This is a genomic window from Achromobacter sp. SD115, assembly GCF_017355315.1.
GTDB lineage: Bacteria > Pseudomonadota > Gammaproteobacteria > Burkholderiales > Burkholderiaceae_B > Achromobacter > Achromobacter xylosoxidans_B.
Genome location: NZ_JADIJM010000007.1, coordinates 152,331 through 172,968 on the forward strand (window position 1 = coordinate 152,331; position 20,638 = coordinate 172,968).

A 20,638-nucleotide genomic window follows, 5' to 3' on the forward strand; every position below is an offset into this window, starting at 1 on the left:
CCATGATCACGCTATCCCGCCGCGCCTTCCTGGGCACCGCGCTTTGCGCCGCCGCCTTGCCGCTGCGCGCCCAGACCGCGGGCCGCTATCCGAACGGCCGACCCGTGCGCCTTATCGTTCCCTACACCCCGGGCGGCGGCACGGACTCGGTGGCGCGCGCCATCGCGGCCAAGGTCACGGCAATGGCCGGCTGGTCGGTGGTGGTGGAAAACCGCCCCGGCGCAGGCGGCAACATCGGCATGGACTTCGTGGCCAAGGCCAAGCCGGACGGCTACATGCTGGGCTTGGGCCAGACCGCCAACCTGGCCATCAATCCTGCCCTGATGCCGCAGATTCCGTTCGACGCGGAAAAGGACTTCGCCGCAGTCTCCCTGATCGCTTCGCTGCCGGTGGTGCTGGTGGTCAAGGCCAACGCGCGCTGGCAGACCCTGGCCGACCTGGTCAAGGATGCGCGCGCCGATCCCGGCGGCATCAAGCAGGCTCTGGCGGGTTCCGGCACGGTGGGCCATCTGGCGGGCGAACTGCTCGCCTATCAGGGCAAGTTCCAGGTGTTGAACGTGCCATACCGTGGCGCGGCGCCGGCGCTCAACGACCTGTTGGGCGGCAATACCGACTACATGTTCGCCACGCCGCAGGCGGCCCAGGAAATGCTCAAGGGCAAGGTGCTGCGACCGCTGGCCGTCAGTTCCCGCGCGCGGCTGGCGATCCTGCCCGATGTGCCTACCGTGGCCGAGTCCGGCTACGAGGGATTCGAGGCGCTGGACTGGAAGGCGCTGGTCGCGCCGGCCGGCACGCCGCCCGAGGTCGTCAAGGCCGTCAATGCGGTCGTGGAGAAGGTGCTGGCCGATCCGGCCACGGTGGCCATGTTCACCGCCGAGGGCAGCACGGCCATGGGCGGCTCGCCGGAGGCCGCGCAGCGCTACATCCAGGAAGAACAGAAGAAGTGGGCGCGCCTGATACGCGAAGCCGGCATCCAGACCGCCGCCTGAGGCGCCCCGTAGAACATGCCAGGAGACAAATCAATGAAGCATCTTTTAGTAGCCGCCGCGCTCGCGTGCGCTGTCGCGGCGCAGCCCGCCCTGGGCAATACCGGGGCGCAATGGCCCGAACGTCCCATCCGGCTGGTCGTTCCGTTCCCCGCCGGCGGTCCGACCGACATCGCCGCGCGCGTGCTCGGCAAGGCGCTCGCCGACCGTCTGGACACGCCTTTCGTCATCGAGAACAAGGCCGGCGCGCATGGCTTCATCGGCGCCGGCGACGTTGCGCGCAGCAAGCCGGACGGATACACGCTGATGATGGCCAGCATCGGCACCATGGCGATCAATCCGGGGCTCTATCCCGACATTCCCTACGACGCGAACAAGGACTTCACGCCCCTGGCGCTGGTCCTCACCGTGCCCATCGCGGTCGTGGTCAACCCGCAACAGATGCCGGTGCGGACCGTGGGCGAGCTGGTGGACTACCTGAAAGCCCACCCCGACCGCGTGAACTACGGCTCGGCGGGGAATGGCGGGTCTTCCCACTTGGTGCCGGAGTACTTCAAGTACAAGACCAACACCTCCATGACCCACATTCCCTACAAGGGCTCAAGCCCGGCCGTGACCGATCTGGTGGCCGGGCAGGTCCAGGTCATGTTCGATACGCTGCTGACCAGCACGCCCTTCGTGAAGGCAGGAAAATTGCGCATGCTGGCCGTCACGACCGCGCAGCGGCTGCCGGACTATCCGCAAGTGCCGACGATGGCCGAGGCCTTGGGCGCGCCGGATTTCGAGGCCTCGTCCTGGTTCGCGATGTATGCGCCCGCAGGCACGCCGCAGGCAGTGCAGCAAAAGCTGTCCTTGGCCATCAACCAGGCTTTGGGCGACGCCGCGGTGAAGCAGCGGCTGGCTGAACTGGGTGCGATTCCGGCGGGCGGCACGCCGGGCGAACTGGCGGACTTCCAGCTGGCCGAGCAGCGCAAGTGGGCGCAGGTCATCAAGGCGGCGGGAATACTCCCGGACTGAACTTGCAGGCTGGCCCGCGCTTCAGGCCTCGGGGCCAGGACGCAGCCGGCCAGCCTTCCATTTCAGCCGCAGCCGTTCCAGCGCCAGATACACGATGGGCGTGGTGTACAGCGTCAGGAACTGGCTGATCAGCAGGCCGCCGACGATGGCGATGCCCAGCGGGCGGCGCAGCTCCGAGCCTTCGCCCATGCCCAGCACCAGGGGCAGGGCGCCCAGCAGCCCCGCCAGGTTGGTCATGACGATGGGCCGCAGCCGCAGCATGGCGGCGCGGTGGATGGCTTGTTCGGGCGTCAGTCCTTCGCGCCGTTCCAGGCTGAGCGCGAAGTCGATCATCAGGATGGCGTTCTTCATGACGATGCCCACCAGCAGGAACAGCCCCAATAGCGCGATGAGCGTGAATTCGATGCCCGCCAGCCGCAGCGCCAGCAGCGCGCCCACGCCGGCCGAGGGCAGGGTCGACAGGATGGTGAGCGGATGCAGCGGGCTTTCATACAGGATGCCCAGTACCAGGTAGATCGCCACCAGCACCGCCAGGATCAGCCAGGGCTGGTCCTGCAGGCTTTGCTGGAAGTTGCGCGCGTCGCCGCCCAGACGGGTCTGGATGTAAGAGGGCACCATCAGCTTGGCCATGGCGGCGTCGATGGCCACCAGGGCCTGCTCCAGCGACACGCCCTCGGCCAGCGAAAAGCCCACGCCCACGGCCGCGAACAGGCCGTCATGGAACACGCGATCGTTCACCAGCCCGTAGTCGTAGGTGGCGAAGGCGGTCAACGGCACGCGGGTGCCGTCCGCCGCTACCACCTGCACCTGTTCCAGGACCTCGGGATCCTCGGTGTAGCGGGGATCCAGTTCCAGCACCACGCGGTACTGGTTCATGGCGTCATACAAAGTCGCGACCTGGCGCTGGCTGAAGGAGTTGCTGAGCACGCTGCTGATGGTGCCCATGTCCACGCCCAGGCGCTGGGCCGCGGCGCGGTCGATGTCGATCACCACTTGCTGGGTGGCGCCATCGCCTTGCGCGTCCACGTCGCGCAGCTCGGGTATCTCCTGCATGGCCTTGGAGATCTTGCGCGACCATTGCCGCAAGGCCGGCACGTCGCTGGCCATGATGGCCAGCTCATGGTCGCCGGAGTTGCCGAAGCCGCCGGGCATACGCAGGTCCTGGTCCACGTTCAGGAAGAACATGCCGCCCGGCACCGCCGGGGCGTTGGTGCGCAGCCAGTTGATGACCTCGGTCGACGATTCCTTGCGTTCGGCGGCGGGCTTCAGGCGGATCAGGAACAGGGAATTGCTGATCCCCAGGCTGCCGCCGTTGTAGCCGATGACGTCCTGCACCGCCGGATGCTTGAGCACCAGTTGGCGGTACATGTCGATCTTGGGCTGCATGACCTGGAACGAAAAGCCGTCGTCGCCGCGCACGAAGCCCACCAGTTGGCCGGTGTCCTGCACCGGCAGGAAGCCCTTGGGCGCCTGCACGTACAGGTAGACATTCAGCCCGACTACGCCAGCCAGCAGTAACAGCGTCAGCCGGGCGTGGCCCAGCACCCGCCACAGGGTGCTGCCGTACCAGGCGTGGATGCGTTCGAAGGCCGCCTGCATGCGCGACGGGCGTATGTCCGCGCCGGACGCCGCCGGATTGGCGGGCTTGAGCCAGCGGGCGCACAGGCTGGGGATGATGGCCACCGAGACCACCAGCGAGATGACGGTGGCGGCGACCAGGGTGATGGAGAACTCGCGGAACAGCCGCTCGACCAGGCCGCCCATGAACAGGATGGACACGAAGACCACGCTCAGCGCGACCGTCATGGCCACCAGCGTGAAGCCCACCTCGCGCACGCCGCGCAGCGCGGCCTTGCGCGGCGACAGGCCGCGCTCGATGTGGCGCGAGATGTTCTCCAGCACCACGATGGCGTCGTCGACCACCAGGCCGGCCGCGACGATCAGCGCCATCAGCGACAGGTTGTTCAGCGAGAAGCCCCACAGGTACATGACGGCAAAGGTGGCGATCAGGCACACCGGAATCGCCACGCTTGGTATCGCGGCAGCCCGCGCATTGCCCAGGAACGCCCACACCACCAGGATCACCAACGCGGTGGCCAGCGCCAGCGTGATATGCGCTTCGCGCAGGGTGGCGTTGATGCCGGGCGAGCGGTCCAGCGCCACGGTCAGGTCCACGTCGGCCGGCATCAGCGCGCGCAGCCCGGGCAGGGCCTGGTTGATGGCGTCTATGGTTTCGATGATGTTCGAGCCGGGTTGGCGGCTGATGGTCAGAACCACGGCCGGGTTGCGGTTATGAAAGCCGCTGCTGTAGCGGTTCTCGACCGAGTCGCTGACGCGAGCGATCTGCGACAGCCGGATCACCGCGCCGTCCTGGTGGCGCACGATCAGGCTTTCGTAGTCGCGCGCGGCGCGGGGCTGTTCGGGCGTGCCGACCTCCCAGCGCCGGCTGGCGGAGTCCAGCTGGCCCTGCGGCCGCATGGGCGCGGCGTCGGCGATGGCCTGGCGCACGTCGTCCAGCGCCACGCCATAGTGGGCCAGGGCGTTGGAATTGACCTGCACCCGCACCGCGGGCAGGGAACTGCCGCCCATGGTCACTTCGCCCACGCCGTTGATCTGCGAGATCTTCTGCGCCAGCACCGTCGAACCCAGGTCGTAGAGCTCGCCCGCGGGGCGCGTGGACGAACTGAGCGCCAGCGCCATGATGGGCGCCTGAGACGGATTGACCTTGCGGTAGCTGGGATTGCCGGGCATGCCGGAAGGCAGCTCGGCGCGGGCGGCGTTGATGGCGGCCTGCACGTCGCGGGCGGCTTCGTTGATGTCGCGGTCCAGGTCGAACTGCAACTGCACGCGGGTGGCGCCCTGGTTGCTGGACGAGCTCATCGAACTGACGCCCGCGATGCTGCCCAGTGCGCGTTCCAGCGGCGCGGCCACGGTGCTGGCCATGCTTTCGGGGCTGGCGCCCGGCAGCTCGGCCCGTACTTCGATGGTGGGGAAGTCGACCTGGGGCAACGGCGCCACCGGCAGCAGCCGCCACGCGACCGCGCCCAGCAGGGTCAGCGCGATCGCCAGGAAGATGCAGGCGGTCGGGCGGTGCAGCAAGGCGCGGATCATGGCGCCGGGCCTTCAACCCCGGGCTTGGCGGCCGCGGCGCCGCGGCGCTGGCCCAGGCGATGGAAGAACAGGTACACGGCGGGCGTGGTGAACAGGGTCAGCACCTGGCTGACCAGCAGCCCGCCCACCATGACCCAGCCCAGCGGCTGGCGCAACTCCGCGCCCGAACCCGTGGCCAGCATCAGCGGCAGCGCGCCGAACAGCGCGGCCAGCGTGGTCATCAGGATGGGGCGCAGGCGCAGCAGGGCGGCCTCGCGGATCGCGGCCTGCGGCGCCAGGCCGCGCGAGCGTTCGGCCTCCAGCGCGAAGTCCACCATCATGATGCCGTTCTTCTTCACCAGCCCGATCAGCAGGATGATGCCGATGACCGCGATCAGGTCCAGCGGACGTCCGGTAAGCAGCAGCGCGAGTAAGGCGCCCACCGCGGCCGAGGGCAGGGTGGACAGGATGGTCACCGGATGAATGGCGCTTTCATACAGCATGCCCAGCACCAGGTACATGGTGACCACCGCGGCCAGCATCAGCCACAGCGTATTCGACAGCGAAGCCTGGAACGCCGCCGCCGCGCCTTGCAGACGCAGCTCCACGCTGAGCGGCATGCCGATTTCCTGCCGCGCCGATTCGATCGCGGCGATGGCCTCGCCCAGCGAGCCGTCCGCCGGCAGGTTGAACGACAGGTTGACCGCGGGAAACTGCGACAAGTGGTTCACGGCCAGCGGCACCGCGCGTTCGCTGACGGCGGCCAGCGCCGACAGGGGGATTGCTTGCCCGTCTTCGGTCTGCAGATGGATGCGTTCCAGCGCGTCCGGGTCCAGCGCCAGCTTGCGGTCCACTTCCAGCACGACCCGGTACTGGTTCGACTGGGTGAACAGCGTGGCCACCTGGCGCTGGCCGAAGGCGTTGTAAAGCGTCTGCGCCACGTCGTCCATCGTCACGCCCAGGCGGGCCGCGGCGTCGCGCGAGACCTGCAGATAGGCCTGGCGGCCGTCGCCTTGCAGGTCGCTGGAGATGTCGGCCAGTTCGGGCGCCTGCGCCAGGCGCGCCGTCAGCGCATGGCTCCAGCGCGCCAGCAGCTCGCTGTCCGGCGAAGTCAGCGTGAACTGGTACTGGCCGCGGCTGACGCGGTCCTCGATATTGAGCTCCTGCACCGGCTGCAGGAACAGCGAGATGCCGTGGACCGCGCGGGCGCGCGCATCGAGCCGCGCCATGATGTCCGCCAGCGGCGCGCTGCGCTCCGACCAGAGCTTCAGGTTGATCAGCAGCCGGCCGGTGTTCAGCGTGGCGTTCATGCTGTCGATGCCGATGAAGGACGACAGGCTGGCCACGTCCGGGTCCGCCAGTATCGCCTCGGCCACCGCCTGCTGGCGGCGCGACATGGCGTCGAACGAAGTGCTTTGGGACGATTGCGTCACGCCTTGCAGCGTGCCGCCGTCCTGCGTCGGAAAGAAGCCCTTGGGCACGGCCAGGTACAGCAGGCCGGTCAGCGCCACGGTTGCCAGCATCACGGCCAGTGTCAGCCGCTGATGGCGCAAGGTCAGGTCCAGCCAGCCGGCGTAACGCGCCTGGACGCGGTCCAGCAGCCCGGGGCGCGTCGGCTCGTGCGCCGGCAGCAGCCGCGCGCACATCATGGGCGTCAGCGTCAGCGACACCGCCAGGGATATCAGAATGGCGACCGCCAGCGTAACCGCGAACTCGCGGAACAGCCTGCCGACCACGTCTTCCATGAACAGTAGCGGGATCAGCACCGCGATCAGCGACAGCGTCAGGGACACCAGCGTGAAGCCGATCTGCCCGGCGCCCTTGAGCGCCGCCGCCATGGGGCTGTGGCCCTGCTCGCGGTAGCGTGCAATGTTCTCCAGCATCACGATGGCATCGTCCACCACGAAGCCCGCGCCTATGGTCAGCGCCATCAAGGTCAGGTTGTTGGTGGAGAACCCCGCCAGGTGCATGAAGCCGAAGGTGCCGATCAGGGACAGCGGCACGGCCAGGCTGGGTATCAGCGTGGCGGGCAGGTTGCGCAGGAACAGGAAGGTCACCAGCACCACCAGGCCCACGGCGAAGGCCAGCTCCCATTGCACGCCGCGCACCGACGCGCGGATGCTTTCGGTACGGTCCGTCAGCACGCGAACCTGCGCGGCCGCCGGCAGGCTGGCCGTCAACTGCGGCAGCAGGGCCTTGACCTGGTCGGCCACGGCGATGACGTTGGCGCCCGGCTGGCGCTGGATGTTGACCAGCACGGCCGGTTGCTTGTCGACCCAGGCGGCCAGGTAGCGGTCTTCCGCCCCGTCCTCGACGGTAGCAACCTGGCCCAGCCGCACCGGCGCGCCGTTGCGCCAGGCCACGATCAGCTCGCGGTACTCCTCGGCGCTTTGCAATTGGTCGTTGGCGTCCATGATGACCGAGCGCACCGGCCCGTCGAAGCTGCCCTTGGGCTGGTTCGAATTGGCCTTGGAGATGGCTTCCTGCACGTCGGCCAGCTGCAGTCCGCGCGCGGCCAGCGCCATGGGATTGACCTGCACCCGCACCGCCGGCCGCTGGCCACCGGCCAGGCTGACCATGCCCACGCCGGACAACTGCGACAGGCGCTGCGTCATGCGCGTGTCGACCAGGTCGTAGACCTGGGGCAGCGGCAGGGAGTCCGAGGTGACCGCCAGGGTCAGGATCGGCACGTCGGCGGGGTTGACCTTGCGGTATACGGGCGGCGTCGGCAGGTCGTTGGGCAGCAGTGCGCCGCTGGCGCTGATGGCTGCCTGGACTTCCTGCTCGGCCACGCCCAGCGACACGTCCAGCGAAAATTGCAGCGTGATCACCGAGATGCCGCTGCCGCTGGTGGAGGACATCTGCTTCAGGCCCGGTATCTGCCCGAAGCGCCGTTCCAGCGGCGCGGTGACGGTGCGCGCCGTCACGTTCGGACTGGCCCCGGGATACTGCGTGGTGACCTGGATGATGGGGTAGTCCACCTGCGGCAGCGCCGCCACGGGCAGCATGCGCCACGCCAGGATGCCCGACAGCAACAGGGCGATCATCAGGAAGGACGTGGCGACAGGGCGCAGGATAAAGGGGCGCGACAGGCTCATGATTTCTGCGGTTCGACTATCTGCACGTCGCGGCCGTCATGCAGGCGGTCCACGCCTTCGACCACCACGCGCTCATTCTCGGCCAGGCCGGATTGCACGACGATGCGGCCGGCGTTGGCGGGGCCCAGCTCCAGCACGCGGCGGCTGGCGCGACTGTCTTCCCCGATGACGAACACAAAGGCGCCTTCGGATCCATATTGGATGGCCGCCGTGGGGATGGTAATGACGTTGTCCTGTTGCACCACCGCCAGGCGGATGTTCACGAACTGGTTCGGAAACAGCGACTCGTCGGCATTGGAAAAGCGCGCGCGCAGCTTGACCGTGCCGCTGGCGGCCTGGATGCGATTGTCCAGCGCTTCCAGCGTGCCCTCGGCCAACAGGCGGCGGTCATCCGCATCCCAGGCCTGGACCCGTAGCGCGGCGTCGCGCGCCTGGGCCTGGCGCAGGATGTCCAGGCGCGTTTCCGAAATGCTGAAGAGGGCCGAGATGGGCCGGGTCTGGACCAGCGTGGTCAGACCGTTGGCGTCGTCGGCGCGTACGTGGTTGCCGGCATCGACACGGCGTAGCCCGATGCGGCCGTCGTGCGGCGCGACGATGCGCGTGTGATCCAGCAGCCGGCGGGCGTCGGCCACCTGGGCCTGGTTGCGTTGCCGCTGGGCCGCGTAGGCGCGCACCTGGGCTTCGGCGGTATCGAGTTGCTGGCCCGCCACCGCTTCCTGCCGCGCCAGTTTGCGGTAGCGCTGCAGGTCCGCCTGGGCGTTATCCAGCAGCGCCTGGGTCCGCGCCAGTTCGCCTTCGGCCGCGGCCAGCGCCGCCAGGTAGGGACGCGCGTCGATCTCGGCCAGCAACTGGCCGCGCGCAACGGCCTCGCCTTCGGTGAAATGCAGCTTCAGCAGTTCGCCATCGATCTGGCTGCGCAACGTGACCTGCGCCAACGGTGTAATGGTTCCGAGCGCATGCAGATCGCGCTGCAGCGGACCGGCGGTGGCTGCCTCGATCGCGACGGCAACCGGAATCTGGCCGTACTCGGGGGGGCGCGCGGCGGGGGAACCCTTGGATCCGGCGTACCAGAACGCCAGGGTGGCCAGGGTTGCCAGCGCGAATGCAGCGGCAATCAGGACCAGGCGTTGACGTGGGGAAGCGGGGCCCGTGGAGGGGGGCTGGGACATCAGGACTGCCAAGCGTGGGGGTTACGGACAGTCGGAATTCTATATGAATAAAAACTATTCGCGTTTTTGCGTCAGGAGATCGTCAGGTTGCCGAGGACGGCGAGTGATCGACCACGTGGTGGCGGGGCCTCGCCGCGGCCATTGCCTAGTCGCAGGTGCGGAATTTCAGGAATCGTTGGCCTTCGTAGGTCAACTCTCCCGCAAATACGAACCCGAGTCTGGCCAGACCTTTGAATCGGGACCGGTTCGGCGGCAGCAGGACGCTTACTGGGCCAATGCCCAGTTCAGCCCGCAGGCTCATCAAGTGGCGAAAAATTCTGGCGCCTTGTCCCCAGTACGCCGGCAACAGAACCAAGGCCAGGTCGGCTTCTTCACCTTCCCGCTGAAAACCGCCCCAGCCGGCGAACTTGCCGCCGATTCGAATTGACCAGGGGCCGTACCCGTGATCCAGCCACTGCGCGTCTTTTCCCTTGGCCCAGTCGGAGGCGGCGTGAGCGGTCCAATTGCCAACCGTGAGCGGCATGTGGCGTATTACTGCCGGGTGGTTCAATAACTCCAGCCAGTCTTCGACAGGGATGTCGGAAAACCTGTGCAGCGAGAGGGCCATGTCTTGTTTATTCACGGGTCTTTGCAATGTTCCACAATGCTACCGATTGACCGAATCGCGATACGCGACGGCATACATCGTTGCTACCGCGAACGTGATCGGAATGCAAAGCAGCACGCTCACCGCGCTCTGCGCCAGGCCGGTGGCCGTGTAGTCGTACGCGAGCATGCGCAAGCTGGAGCCGGCGTGGCCCGCCACCGCGACCAGCAGCAAGAGCGCGAGCATCAGCGGCCAGCGCTTGTAAGGCATCGCGCCCCGCGTGCCGCGAAAACCGTACTCGCCGGTCACTGCCGCGCGCGGCAGTCCCAGACCATACACCGCAAGCGCGTACAGCACCGGCGCCCAGATCAGCGCCAGCGAGGCGAACAGGGCGCCCCAGAACAGAGTGTCGTTCGACCCGCTCAGCACCATGTAGATTACATAGGGCAGGTCCCCGGTGGCGCGGGCCACAGCCGTCACCGCGATGACCAGTATGCCGAGCAGCGCCAGATGGCGGGCTTGCGCCGCGCCGCCGCGGGCGGCGGCGACGCCTGGCGAGGCTGGCAGAGCGACGACGCAATGCCAGGCGAAGGTCATGCGCGCCAAGGCGATCAGATTGATCAGCGCCAAGGCGAGAAACAACCAGCCTCCATACGGAAACAGGTTGGCAATCAACAAGGCGAAGGGCAGCGACAGGGTGAATACCGCCAAGGACCAGGGCGCGGCGGCCAGCATGGCGCGGCCGTGCAGGCGGATGGCGCCAGCCGTCGCTGCGAGGAAGCGGCGTGCTCCGGGTTTGGTCGACAAGGGGGTCTGCGCCTTACTTGCTGCGGTAGTTGTTGGCTTCGCGCTCACCGGCCCATTTGCGCAGCGCGGCGATGAACTCGGGGCAGACGTTGCCGTCCACCTGGCTGTCGATGATGATGCTGTTCTGCATGCGCATCACCACGCTGCATTCATAGACCTTCGTGCGGCCGCTGTAGTAGCCGTGGTTGGTATTCTGGAACACGGGCGTGGCGGCGCTGGTCGAGGTGGCGGGAATCATGCCGACCACCTGCTGCGAGGTGCCGGTCGAAACCCATTCTGTATAGGGTGCGGTCTGGTAATCGGACCAGATCAGCTCCATGGTGTTGCCCACCCCGCGCTTTTTCGACGGCTCGCCCAGCGCCGTGATGGCGTCGGCCACCGGACGGCCCTTCATGTTCTTGGCCACGTTCACGCTGGGCGATAGCGACAGCCCCGACGAGAAGATATTGGTCAGCGACGGCAGCGTCGAGCTGCCTCCGGTGGGCATCGGCGCGCAGCCGCCCAAGGCAGCCAGGGCCAGCGACACCGGCAGGGCGCGGCCCAGCCACCAGGTCGAACGGAGTCGCGATGTATTCATGCTGAGCCCAAGCTCCCTCAAAGATCCGGCGTGCCGCAACATAATTCAGCGGCCGCAAGATTTTGTCTTGTTTTGGTTTCGTTTCGTGACGAGTCGTATCGCTCGGCCGCAACGCTGACAGGGCAGCGGAGAACCCGCAAGCGCCCGCGCAACGCTGCGCCGGAAGGGGCCGATGTTACCGAAAAAATAGTGGCACATCAGTTTTCAGGCGCCGCAAAATTGGTTACGTAATACCTGGAAACGCGCCAAACCGGCTCGCGGAAGACAAACTGTAACGTGCTACGATCCGCGCGTTCTGCGCCCCGGGGGTGCCCTTGGCGATGAGATATCGCGGGGCGCGCCGCGTCACAACTACTGGATATTGCACACCCATGATGCTCGCGCGATTGCTCGTTCAGTTCCGTTCCACTGCGGCCGCACTGGCCGGCGCAGGCGCGTTGGCCCTGGGTCTCGCCGCCGCGCCGTCGGCGCACGCCGACACGCTCTACGGCGCCGTGGCCACCGACGAAGCGCACGCCAAGCTGTATTGGGTCATGCCCGAAACCTCCACCAAGGAAGCGCAGGACGCCGCGCTGGCGAAGTGCAACAAAGCTGGCGGCAAGGGCTGCAAGAACGTCACCTCGTTTTCGGACAGCTGCGTGGCGTTCTCGCGTAATTCGCGCAATGACCTGTTCTGGGGCACCAGCGTGTCGTCGGAAGTCGCCGCGAAGAAGGCGATCCGCACTTGCACCAACGACAGCGCCGACGGCAAGTGCAAGCTTGCCGTCATGCCCCTGTGCGCCGGTCCCGGCTACAGCGAAGCCGAACTGAAGGCGCCCGACACCGCCACGCCCGCCCAGCTCGAAGCCCTGTCGGCCAAGCTGGATTCGCGCGGCTACTGGGGCTCCGTGGCCGAGAAGGAGTCGGGCCAACTGACCTACGCCGACGGCTATCCGAGCGAAAAGGAAGCGGTCGACGCCTTGCTCAAGTGGGAAGACTGCGTCGGCTGCCGCACGGTGCTCACCTACACCGATACCTGCGTCGGCATGGCCTGGGGCAAGGGCAGCGAGGGCCGCGGCACCAGCTTTACCGCGAAGAACCCCGATCCGGTGGCCGCGCGCAACGAAGCGCGCGCTACCTGCGACGCCAAGAGCGGCGGCCTGACCTGCGTGGCCTTCGTACGCTGCTCGGGGCGCGCATATATCAGCGGGTACAAGGGCGAGGACGAAAAGGCCAACTGAGCGCGATGCTCAGGCCACGATCCGAACAGGACTGCGGCCGAGGCCAGCGCCCCGGCGCGATGGCGCAGTCTTCGGCGTCGGGCAGTACTTGACCAAAGGCGTGGCCGGAACGATTCTGTGGAAGATGGCTTGCGACGCGCAGCGCCATGGCCGCCGGGGCTTTTCCACGCAGGCGTCGCAGCCCGAGTCTGCCACCGGCTCATCCGGTTGATCCCGGATAGAGGAGGTTTCCATGACCCTCATCGTTCGGCCCGCGCATGCGGGGGACCTGTCGCGGGCGCAGGAACTGGTCACGCGCAGCATCAACGATCTTGCCGTTCGCCACGGTTTCGGATCCATCGCTACGCCGCGGCCTCCGGATTTCCAGGCCTTTTGTCTGCGGGACGATCCCCGCGGCTTGTGGGTGGCCGAGGATGAGGGCGATATCGCCGGCTTCGCCCTGAGCTGGGTCTGCGACCGTCTCTGGTTTCTCGCGGAGCTGTTCGTCGCTCCCGGCCGGCAGGGGCAAGGCATAGGCGACAAGCTCCTGCGCAGCACCTTGGCGCATGCCAGCCAGACCGGCGCCAGCGAAAAATGCCTGATTACCTTTGCCTTCAATGTCGCGTCACAGGGACTGTATGTGCGGCATGGCCTGTTGCCGCGGGTGCCTATCCATTTGTGCCGCGTGGACCGCGAGTCCTTGGCGCCGCGCTTGCAGGACGCCGCTATTCACGCCACGCCGATCGCTCGGACGGGTGCTGATTTCGATGCACTGCGCAAGCTGGATGCGGCAGCCCTTGGCATTTCGCGGGAGAAGCATCATCGGTATCTGCTGGACGATGCCAGCATCAGAGGGGTTTTCCTGGACGATGGGCGCGCGCGCCTTGGCTACGCCTATATAGGGGCGACGGGTCATATCGGCCCAATGGCGGTCATGCGCAGGGACGCAATGCCTGGCGCATTCCGGGCCGCCCTGGACATCGCCGCGGCGGGGCCGGGCAAGCAGGTTTCGGTCTTCATACCGGGGGCCAGCGCGGCGCTTGCGATCGCTCTTGAACTGGGCATGCGGTTGGCGTTGCCCATGGTGCTGATGTCGGCGCGTGATTACGGCGATTGGACGCGGTATCTGCCGCGCAATCCGGGCTTTATGTAAGTCCGCCTCCATCCGGCAAAAGCGGGTGGTTCGGGCCAGGGATACGGCGCTACACTGCAAGCTCCGGGGTCTCTCGCCACCGATGGAGCTTTTCATGAAAAAGTCCATATACCCCAGTACCGCGACGCTTCTTTCCCTGTTCTGCCTGTGCGCCGCCGCACAGACCGTCACTCCGCTCAAAGGGCAGTCGCCCCAAACCACCCAGCAAGACATCAGCGCATGCCAGGCTCTAGCAGGCAGCGGCGCCAGCGCCAGCACAGACGATCCTAAATCCGGCGGGCGCGTCCGTGGCGCAGCAGCCGGCGCGGCAGCGGGTGCGGCGGTAGCCGGCGCGCGAGGCAATCAGCACGAGGAGGTCTACGATCGGATGAGCGATGACGCCAAGCAGCAATACCGGCAGAACCAGGCCAAGGACGCGGCGGCGGCAGGGATGGTCGTGGGCGGTTCGCGGCAACGCCAGGACCGCCGTCAGGATCGAGCTGAAGCGTCGCAGCAGAATTCGGCAGCCGCCTCCACGTATAGCACTTGCATGCAGCAGCGCGGGTATCAAGTGGCGCCGTGATCCGCGAGGGTTGCAGGGCTGACCGATGAACGGCGCGGGGCGGCTTTGAGTTGCGATTGAGAATAGATCTCAGTACAATCCGGCCACTTTCAAACGACCTGCGCCGCATGAGCCGCAACCCTTTGCTGGCGTCCAACACGACGCCCGCATCCGCCGACGACACGAACGGGAACGCCAGCGCGATCGCCAAAGCCTACGCGCGCTGGCGGCTGCCGCTCATGCGTGGCCTGGCCCGGTTCAAGGGCAGCATCGGCAGCGCCGAAGATGCGCTGCACGATGGGGTCGTCAAATGGGTGGCGGCCAGTCCCGCGTTGGACTCCACGGATGAGCAGGGCGCCTACTTGCGCAGGACGGTGTTGAACGGCGTGGCCGACGAGTTCCGCGAACGCAAGGCGGGTCGGCGGCTGCAGACGGTGTCGTTCGACGAGGCCGAAGTGGGCGTGCAGGCGCTGGCGGCGGGCGATGCCTCATGTCCCATGCGCGCGGCGGCGCATCAACAGCGTCTGGAGCGGCTGGGCGCTGCCTTGCAGGAACTCCCCGAGCGCCAGCGCGAAGCCTTTGTGCTGAGCCGTTTCGATGGGCTGACCCAGGACGAAGTCGCCGCCCGCATGCAGATTTCGCGGCGCATGGTGGTCAAGCATCTGGCGCGCGCCATCGCCTACTGCGAGGTCCGGGTGCACTATGCTACGGTTGCGCAAATGCAGCAATTGCATCGGCCCGTCGGCGATGACGCCGGCCTGGACAATAACAACAATAGCGACTCCGCCTCGTCATGACCGATACGTCTTCCTCAGCCTCGCCGGATAGGCTCGCCTTGCATGAGGCGGCCGCCGAGTGGCTGGTGCGTCGCCAGGACGCCAGCTGGTCGGACGCGGATGAGCAGGAACTGCATGCCTGGCTTGCCGCCCGTCCCGCGCATCGGCAGGCGTATTCGCGGGTGTCGCGAACCTGGCAGGACTTGTCGCAGGCGCCGCGGCCTGCGCTGGCCTCCGACGGGCAGGCCACCGCAAGTCCAACCAGATCCTCGCCGCGAAAAGCGCCGGGAAATGCGTCCGGCCGCCGAGCCGTCCAGCCAGGATTCTGGGGGGCGTTGCTGGGGCAACCCGTCTTCTCGAAGGCTTTCGCCGCCGCCTGTGCGGCGCTGGTCGTGGGCGGCGGCTACGGCTGGTATCGCTGGGACAACACGCCTGGCTATGTGCTGAGCGTGAGCACGGCGGCGGGAGAGGTGCGTCAGCTGGACCTGCCCGACGGCTCCCATGTCGCGCTGAATTTCGGCAGCACGCTGGAGGTCCGCTACTATCCGCGGCGCCGCGAACTGGTGCTGAACCAGGGCGAAGGGTTCTTTGACGTGGCGCCGGACACAGGCCGGCCATTTACCGTCGATGCGCGCCAGAGCCGGATCACCGTGGTGGGCACGGCCTTCAATGTGCGCAACACGCCCGATGAAGTCATCGTCAAGGTGTCGCATGGCCGTGTGCGGGTGCAGCCCGATCGCGGCAAGGCTGGGTCGGAGTTGTCGTTGGGCGCGGAGCAAGGCGTGACCGTGGATGCGCGAAACGCCACCTATCAGGCGGTGGCGGCGGTGCCGGACGGCGTGGGCGGATGGCGCAATGGCCGTCTGGTGTACCGGCGCACGCCGTTGGGCGAGGTGGCCCAGGAAGTCGCGCAGTACCTGGGCAAGCCGGTTGCGCTGGCCAGCCCGGGCCTGAAATCCCTGCCCGTCTCGGGCTTCGCCGCGACCAACGCGCCCGCCGCATTCCTGGAAGCCTTGCCGGATTTGCTGCCGGTGCAGGTCAAGCGCGCGCCTGACGGCGGCTATCTCATCCTGGACCGCTGAGCGTCCGGAAATCTAGCTGAAAATTATTTTTGTTTATATGCGGTGCGCGGGTTCCCAATCCCGTCCCGGAATCCGTTTACTCCCGCAAGGCCGGTAGCGGCCAACAACAATGGGAGTGGGAATGGGACGGGGATTGTTGAAAGACGCGCTTGCTGGCGGCGCGTTGACGGCGGGCATGCAGCTCAGGGCCATGCCGGTGATGGTGGCGTGCGCGCTTGCCGTTCTGGCGTCGCCCGTCGCAGTGCAGGCGCAGCAGGCGCAGGCGGATTTCAGCATTCCGGCGCAGCCGCTGGAGCATGCCTTGAGACTGTTCTCCGAGCAATCCCGGCATCAGGTGCTGTTCGACGAGGCGGTGGTGGCGGGCAAGCGCGCCCCTGCGGTCAATGGCCGCTACACGCCGCGGGAAGCGCTCGACCAACTGCTGGCCGGCACGAATGTGCGCGTCAATAGCGCCAGGCCGAACGTGTACACCTTGACGGTGGTCGGGCAATCCTCGTCCGACGCGGTGATGCTGCAATCGGTGACGGTCACCGGCAGCGGCATGGGTGGTCCGACCACCGAAGGAACCGGCTCGTACACCAGCGATGCCATCACGATCAGCAAGATGACGCAGTCGGTCAGGGAGACGCCGCAGTCGGTCAGCGTGCTCACGCGCCAGTTGCTCACCGATAAGAACCTGACCACGCTGGACGAGGCGCTGGCGCAGACGACTGGCGTAACGAAGTCCGCAAGAAACTTTGGCAACCACAAGTTCTCGATACGCGGGTTCACGGTAGACGACAACAACTACCTGGTCGACGGCGTGGCCGGCGTGGTCTACGCCCCGGTGGGCTGGCTGCCCATCGATACCGCCGTCTTCGACCGGGTGGAAGTGCTGCGCGGCGCGGCGGGCTTGATGCTGGGCTCGGCGGATCCCAGCGGCGCGATCAACATGGTGCGCAAGCGTCCGCGCGGCGAAGGCCATTTCGAGGGATTCACGACGGTGGGTTCTTGGGACAACTACCGCATGGAACTCGACGGCGGCGGGCCGCTCAACGAGTCCGGCACGGTGCGCGGCCGGCTGGTCACCGCGTACCAGGACCGCCATTACTTCTATGACGGCACCAAGTCGAAATCGCCCCTGGTCTACGGCGTTATCGACGCCGATCTCGGGAGCGACACCACGCTGACGTTCGGTGCGCGCCACCAAGCCACCGACACGGACGGCTACTGGATTTTCGGCCTGCCGCGCTATACCGACGGCGGCGCACTGGACGTGTCGCGTTCGACCTCGCTGCTGCAGGACTGGAACCGGCAGAAGGGTCAGGTGAACGAAGTGTTCGCCGAAGCCGAGCACCGGTTCAACAAGGACTGGAAGGCGCGGCTGTCGCTCAACCATACCGAGGTCGATCTGGACCAGCGCGTGGCCATTCCGATCGGCGGCGTGGATCGGGCGACCGGCGTGGGTTCGCGCTTCTACACCATCTATTTCAACGATGCGCACGTGAAGAGCGACGGCATCGACCTGAACACCACGGGCAGTTTCCAGGCGCTGGGCGGCACGCACCAGGTCCTGCTTGGCGCCAGCTGGTCGCGCCAGCGCGTCAACCAGAAATGGGCGAATCTGGACAGCGACACGCCCATCAACGTGTATGACCCTGACCATTCCTCCATCCCGAAGCCCGCGCGTCCGGCCTGGGACAGCGGGGAAACGTCGCGGCTGGAGCAGACCAGCCTGTACGGCAGCATGCGGCTGCAACTGGCGGACCCGCTGCACTTGCTGCTGGGCGGCAAGTTCAGCTGGCTGAAGTACCGGTCCAACGATGGGATGACGGGCAAGATGACCCGGGACTATGAGCAGAAGCATGAATTCACACCCTACGCCGGACTGGTCTACGACCTGGACCAGCAATGGTCCGTCTACACCAGCTATGCGGACACCTACCAGCCGCAGAGCAGCTACGTAACGTCTTCGGGCAAGCCGCTGGACCCTGCCATCGGCGCCAACTACGAGGCCGGGGTGAAGGGTGAACTCTACGACGGGCGCCTGAACGTTTCCGCGGCGGTGTTCGCCGTGAAGAAGTCCGGCATCGCGGTGGAAGACATGGCGGCCACCGGAAGCTGCCCGGGGACGCAGGGCAACCCCGTTTGCTATCGCAACGGCGGCACCCTGCGCAGCAAGGGTTTCGAACTGGAAGCGAGCGGTGCGATCTCGCCGGGTTGGCAGGTGATGGCAGGCTACACCTACCTCACCAGCCGCGACGACGAGGGCGGGACGATCAGCGCGGAGACCCCGCGCCATCTGTTCCGCCTGTCCACCACGTACCAACTGCCGGGCCGCTGGAATGCCTTCAGCGTCGGCGGCGGCGTGTCGGCGCAAAGCGGCTACTCATACGATGCCTACGACGACGAGTCGGTGCGGATGGGCGCGCCCGGCCGCGCCGTATGGGATCTGCGCGCGGGCTATCGCATCAACAAGCATTGGTCCGCCAGCCTGAACGTGGCGAACGCGTTCGACAAGGACTATTACGGCATGGTCAGCCAGATCCGTCGCGGCAACCATTATGGCGAACCTCGCAACGTGATGCTGACCTTGCGGGGTACGCTGTGACCGGCCATGCGCGGGCCGGTGATTGCAGCGGCCAGCGGGCGTCGGCGTGAAGGGGGGATTCCGCCAGAGCATGTCCTGGCTGCACACCTGGTGCGGCCTGACCTGCGGCTGGCTGCTGTGCGCGATTTTCCTGACCGGCACGCTCAGCGTCTTCCGGGAACCCATCACGCGCTGGATGGAAGCGGGGCCGCCGCCGGCTCCCGCAGCCGACGCGCGGCAGTGGCTGGCGCGCGCGACGCAGGAGTTGTCGTCGCGGGCAGCGGCGGCTTCCGCCTGGGACATCTCCCTGCCGGCTCAGCCAGGCTGGCCCGTGCAGCTGTCCTGGCGCACGGGCGATGGCGTTCGTCATGAGGTCTGGCTGGACTCGCGGACGGGCGCGGTGCAGCCTGCGCCCCAGATGCGCGAGACGGAGGGCGGCCGGCATTTCATGTCCTTCCACTACACCTTGCACGGCGGCCTCCCGGGCTACTGGCTGGTGGGCTGGATATCCATGTGCATGCTGGTCGCGCTGGTCTCCGGCGTGGTGGTGCACAAGCGCATCTTCAAGGACTTTTTCACCTTCCGGCCGGGCAAGGGACTGCGCAGCTGGCTGGACGCGCACAATGCCACGGCGGTGCTGACGCTGCCGTTCCTGTTCATGATCGGCTACACCGGGTTGGCGTTCTTCTACTCCAGCTACATGCCTTGGCCGCTGCATGCGGCGTATGGCGACGACGCCGGCGCCTATCGCCGCTACCAGGCGGAGCTTGCGCCCACGCCGCCGGCGCCTCGCATCGCCGGGCAGGGCGTTGGCGCAGTTCCGGATCTCTACCCCTTGCTGTCGCGAGCACGCGAGCTGACGGGACAGGACGCGGCGCGGATCACCATCGATCGTCCGGGCGACGCGCGCAGCGTTGTCCTGGTGTCCGGCCGCAAGCCCTTGGCCGGCGCCGCGCCGCGCCTGCTCACCGAGAGCAGCCGGGTCGCATTCGCTGCGGCCAGCGGAACGGTCTTGCAGCTTGTGCCCGCCCATCACGAGGAGCTGGCAGCGAAGCAGGTCCATGAGACGATCGAAGCCCTGCACAAGGCGGACTTCGGCGGATGGACCATCAAGTGGCTGTACTTCTTCAGCGGCCTGATGGGCACCGCCATGATCGCCATCGGTACGCTGCTGTTCTCCATCAAGCGGCGCAAGAAGAGCGAGCATGAGTTCGGCGAAGCCACGGCGCGAGTCTACCGCTGCGTCGAGGCCCTGAACGTCGCGGCGCTGGCGGGCATTGCCCTGGCAAGCATCGCCTACTTCTACGGCAACCGGCTGATTCCGGCGGCCTGGCCGGACCGCAGCGCCTGGGAGATCCGTTTCTTCTTTGCCGCGTGGGCGGCCACCTTGGTCCACGCCTTCTGGCGCGCGCCGCGCCTGGCCTGGATCGAGCAACTGGCCGCGGCGGCCGTGCTCTGCCTGGGGCTGCCGATATTGAACTGGGCTACGACGGGCCGTCATTTGTGGACCTACGCTGCAAGCGGGGAGAGTCTGCCGGCGGCAGTGGAGCTCACCGCGCTCGCATCCGGCCTGCTGCTGGCATACATGGTCCGCGCGCTGCGGCGGCACTGGAAGGATGCGCCGGCAGGTGTCGCGCAGCCGTCACGAAAGGCGCAGGCCGTCAGTGGCGGCGCCGCGGCGCATCGATGGGGGATCGTCAGCCGCGTGCTGGCGGCGGCCGCAGGCGGCTATCTGCTTTCCGCCTTGGCCATGTCGGCGCTGGCGCTGACGTGGCCGGCGGCTGGCGCATCGCCGGCAGTCGGCGTGCTGGCTGCAACGCTCTTGAGCTTTGTCGTGTATACCGCGATCGGGGTGGGCGTATTCGGCGCCCGTAGCGCGGGACGGGCGTGGGCGCTGATCGCGGTGGCTTGCCTGATGTCTGGGGTGGTCGTGCTCGGTCTGCGCGCGTAGAGGCCAGTGGCGCTATCCGCAACCACGGAAGGGGGAG

Annotated in this window: 15 protein-coding genes; 9 read left to right on the top strand and 6 right to left on the bottom strand. The window is 67.1% G+C overall.

Annotated features, from left to right (window positions below; all coding sequences use genetic code 11):
- Window positions 1-2 precede the first annotated feature (2 nt).
- Both IPU70_RS12475 and IPU70_RS12480 read left to right on the top strand, forming a co-directional pair.
- On the top strand, window positions 3-989 hold the full coding sequence (locus tag IPU70_RS12475; protein ID WP_207467642.1) for a tripartite tricarboxylate transporter substrate binding protein: 987 nt from the start codon (window positions 3-5) through the stop codon (window positions 987-989).
- A gap of 33 nt (window positions 990-1,022) precedes the next feature.
- Window positions 1,023-2,003: a tripartite tricarboxylate transporter substrate binding protein gene (locus IPU70_RS12480; protein ID WP_242702451.1), complete on the top strand. Its 981-nt coding sequence runs from the start codon at window positions 1,023-1,025 to the stop codon at window positions 2,001-2,003.
- Between the two features lie 21 nt (window positions 2,004-2,024).
- Here the strand turns inward: IPU70_RS12480 and IPU70_RS12485 are convergent, their stop codons facing one another.
- The 6 genes from IPU70_RS12485 to IPU70_RS12510 form a co-directional block, all read right to left on the bottom strand.
- On the bottom strand, window positions 2,025-5,114 hold the full coding sequence (locus tag IPU70_RS12485; protein ID WP_207467645.1) for an efflux RND transporter permease subunit: 3,090 nt from the start codon (window positions 5,112-5,114) through the stop codon (window positions 2,025-2,027).
- Window positions 5,111-8,191 (bottom strand): multidrug efflux RND transporter permease subunit, encoded by a 3,081-nt coding sequence (locus tag IPU70_RS12490; RefSeq protein WP_207467647.1) that lies wholly within the window; start codon window positions 8,189-8,191, stop codon window positions 5,111-5,113. Before IPU70_RS12490 ends, IPU70_RS12485 begins: the two co-directional genes overlap by 4 nt.
- Window positions 8,188-9,360 carry an efflux RND transporter periplasmic adaptor subunit gene (locus IPU70_RS12495; RefSeq protein ID WP_207467649.1) on the bottom strand — a complete coding sequence of 391 codons (1,173 nt, stop codon included), beginning with the start codon at window positions 9,358-9,360 and terminating at the stop codon, window positions 8,188-8,190. Before IPU70_RS12495 ends, IPU70_RS12490 begins: the two co-directional genes overlap by 4 nt.
- Window positions 9,361-9,505: 145 nt before the next feature.
- Window positions 9,506-9,982: a GNAT family N-acetyltransferase gene (locus IPU70_RS12500; protein WP_371818924.1), complete on the bottom strand. Its 477-nt coding sequence runs from the start codon at window positions 9,980-9,982 to the stop codon at window positions 9,506-9,508.
- 24 nt (window positions 9,983-10,006) lie between these two features.
- Complete coding sequence (locus tag IPU70_RS12505) at window positions 10,007-10,753, bottom strand: hypothetical protein (RefSeq protein WP_207467651.1); 747 nt, start codon at window positions 10,751-10,753, stop codon at window positions 10,007-10,009.
- Window positions 10,754-10,766: 13 nt separating this feature from the next.
- Window positions 10,767-11,330 carry a hypothetical protein gene (locus IPU70_RS12510; RefSeq protein WP_013393576.1) on the bottom strand — a complete coding sequence of 188 codons (564 nt, stop codon included), beginning with the start codon at window positions 11,328-11,330 and terminating at the stop codon, window positions 10,767-10,769.
- Between the two features lie 371 nt (window positions 11,331-11,701).
- On the opposite strand from IPU70_RS12510, the gene IPU70_RS12515 reads away from it, so the two are divergent.
- The 7 genes from IPU70_RS12515 (at window position 11,702) to IPU70_RS12545 (ending at window position 20,601) form a co-directional block, all read left to right on the top strand.
- The gene (locus IPU70_RS12515) at window positions 11,702-12,550 is read left to right on the top strand and encodes a DUF4189 domain-containing protein (RefSeq protein WP_207467652.1); all 849 of its coding nucleotides are present in this window, start codon (window positions 11,702-11,704) and stop codon (window positions 12,548-12,550) included.
- 232 nt (window positions 12,551-12,782) lie between these two features.
- A complete protein-coding gene (locus IPU70_RS12520; protein ID WP_207467653.1) occupies window positions 12,783-13,682 on the top strand; it encodes a GNAT family N-acetyltransferase in 900 nt (299 codons plus the stop codon).
- A 94-nt stretch (window positions 13,683-13,776) separates the two neighbouring features.
- Complete coding sequence (locus IPU70_RS12525; RefSeq protein WP_013393578.1) at window positions 13,777-14,244, top strand: YMGG-like glycine zipper-containing protein; 468 nt, start codon at window positions 13,777-13,779, stop codon at window positions 14,242-14,244.
- A 107-nt stretch (window positions 14,245-14,351) separates the two neighbouring features.
- On the top strand, window positions 14,352-15,020 hold the full coding sequence (locus tag IPU70_RS12530) for an RNA polymerase sigma factor (protein WP_013393579.1): 669 nt from the start codon (window positions 14,352-14,354) through the stop codon (window positions 15,018-15,020).
- Between the two features lie 38 nt (window positions 15,021-15,058).
- Window positions 15,059-16,081: a FecR domain-containing protein gene (locus tag IPU70_RS12535; protein WP_242702453.1), complete on the top strand. Its 1,023-nt coding sequence runs from the start codon at window positions 15,059-15,061 to the stop codon at window positions 16,079-16,081.
- 121 nt (window positions 16,082-16,202) lie between these two features.
- A complete protein-coding gene (locus IPU70_RS12540; protein WP_207467655.1) occupies window positions 16,203-18,671 on the top strand; it encodes a TonB-dependent receptor in 2,469 nt (822 codons plus the stop codon).
- 70 nt (window positions 18,672-18,741) lie between these two features.
- Window positions 18,742-20,601, top strand: a complete 1,860-nt coding sequence (locus IPU70_RS12545) for a PepSY domain-containing protein (protein ID WP_207467656.1) — start codon at window positions 18,742-18,744, stop codon at window positions 20,599-20,601.
- Window positions 20,602-20,638: the final 37 nt, after the last annotated feature.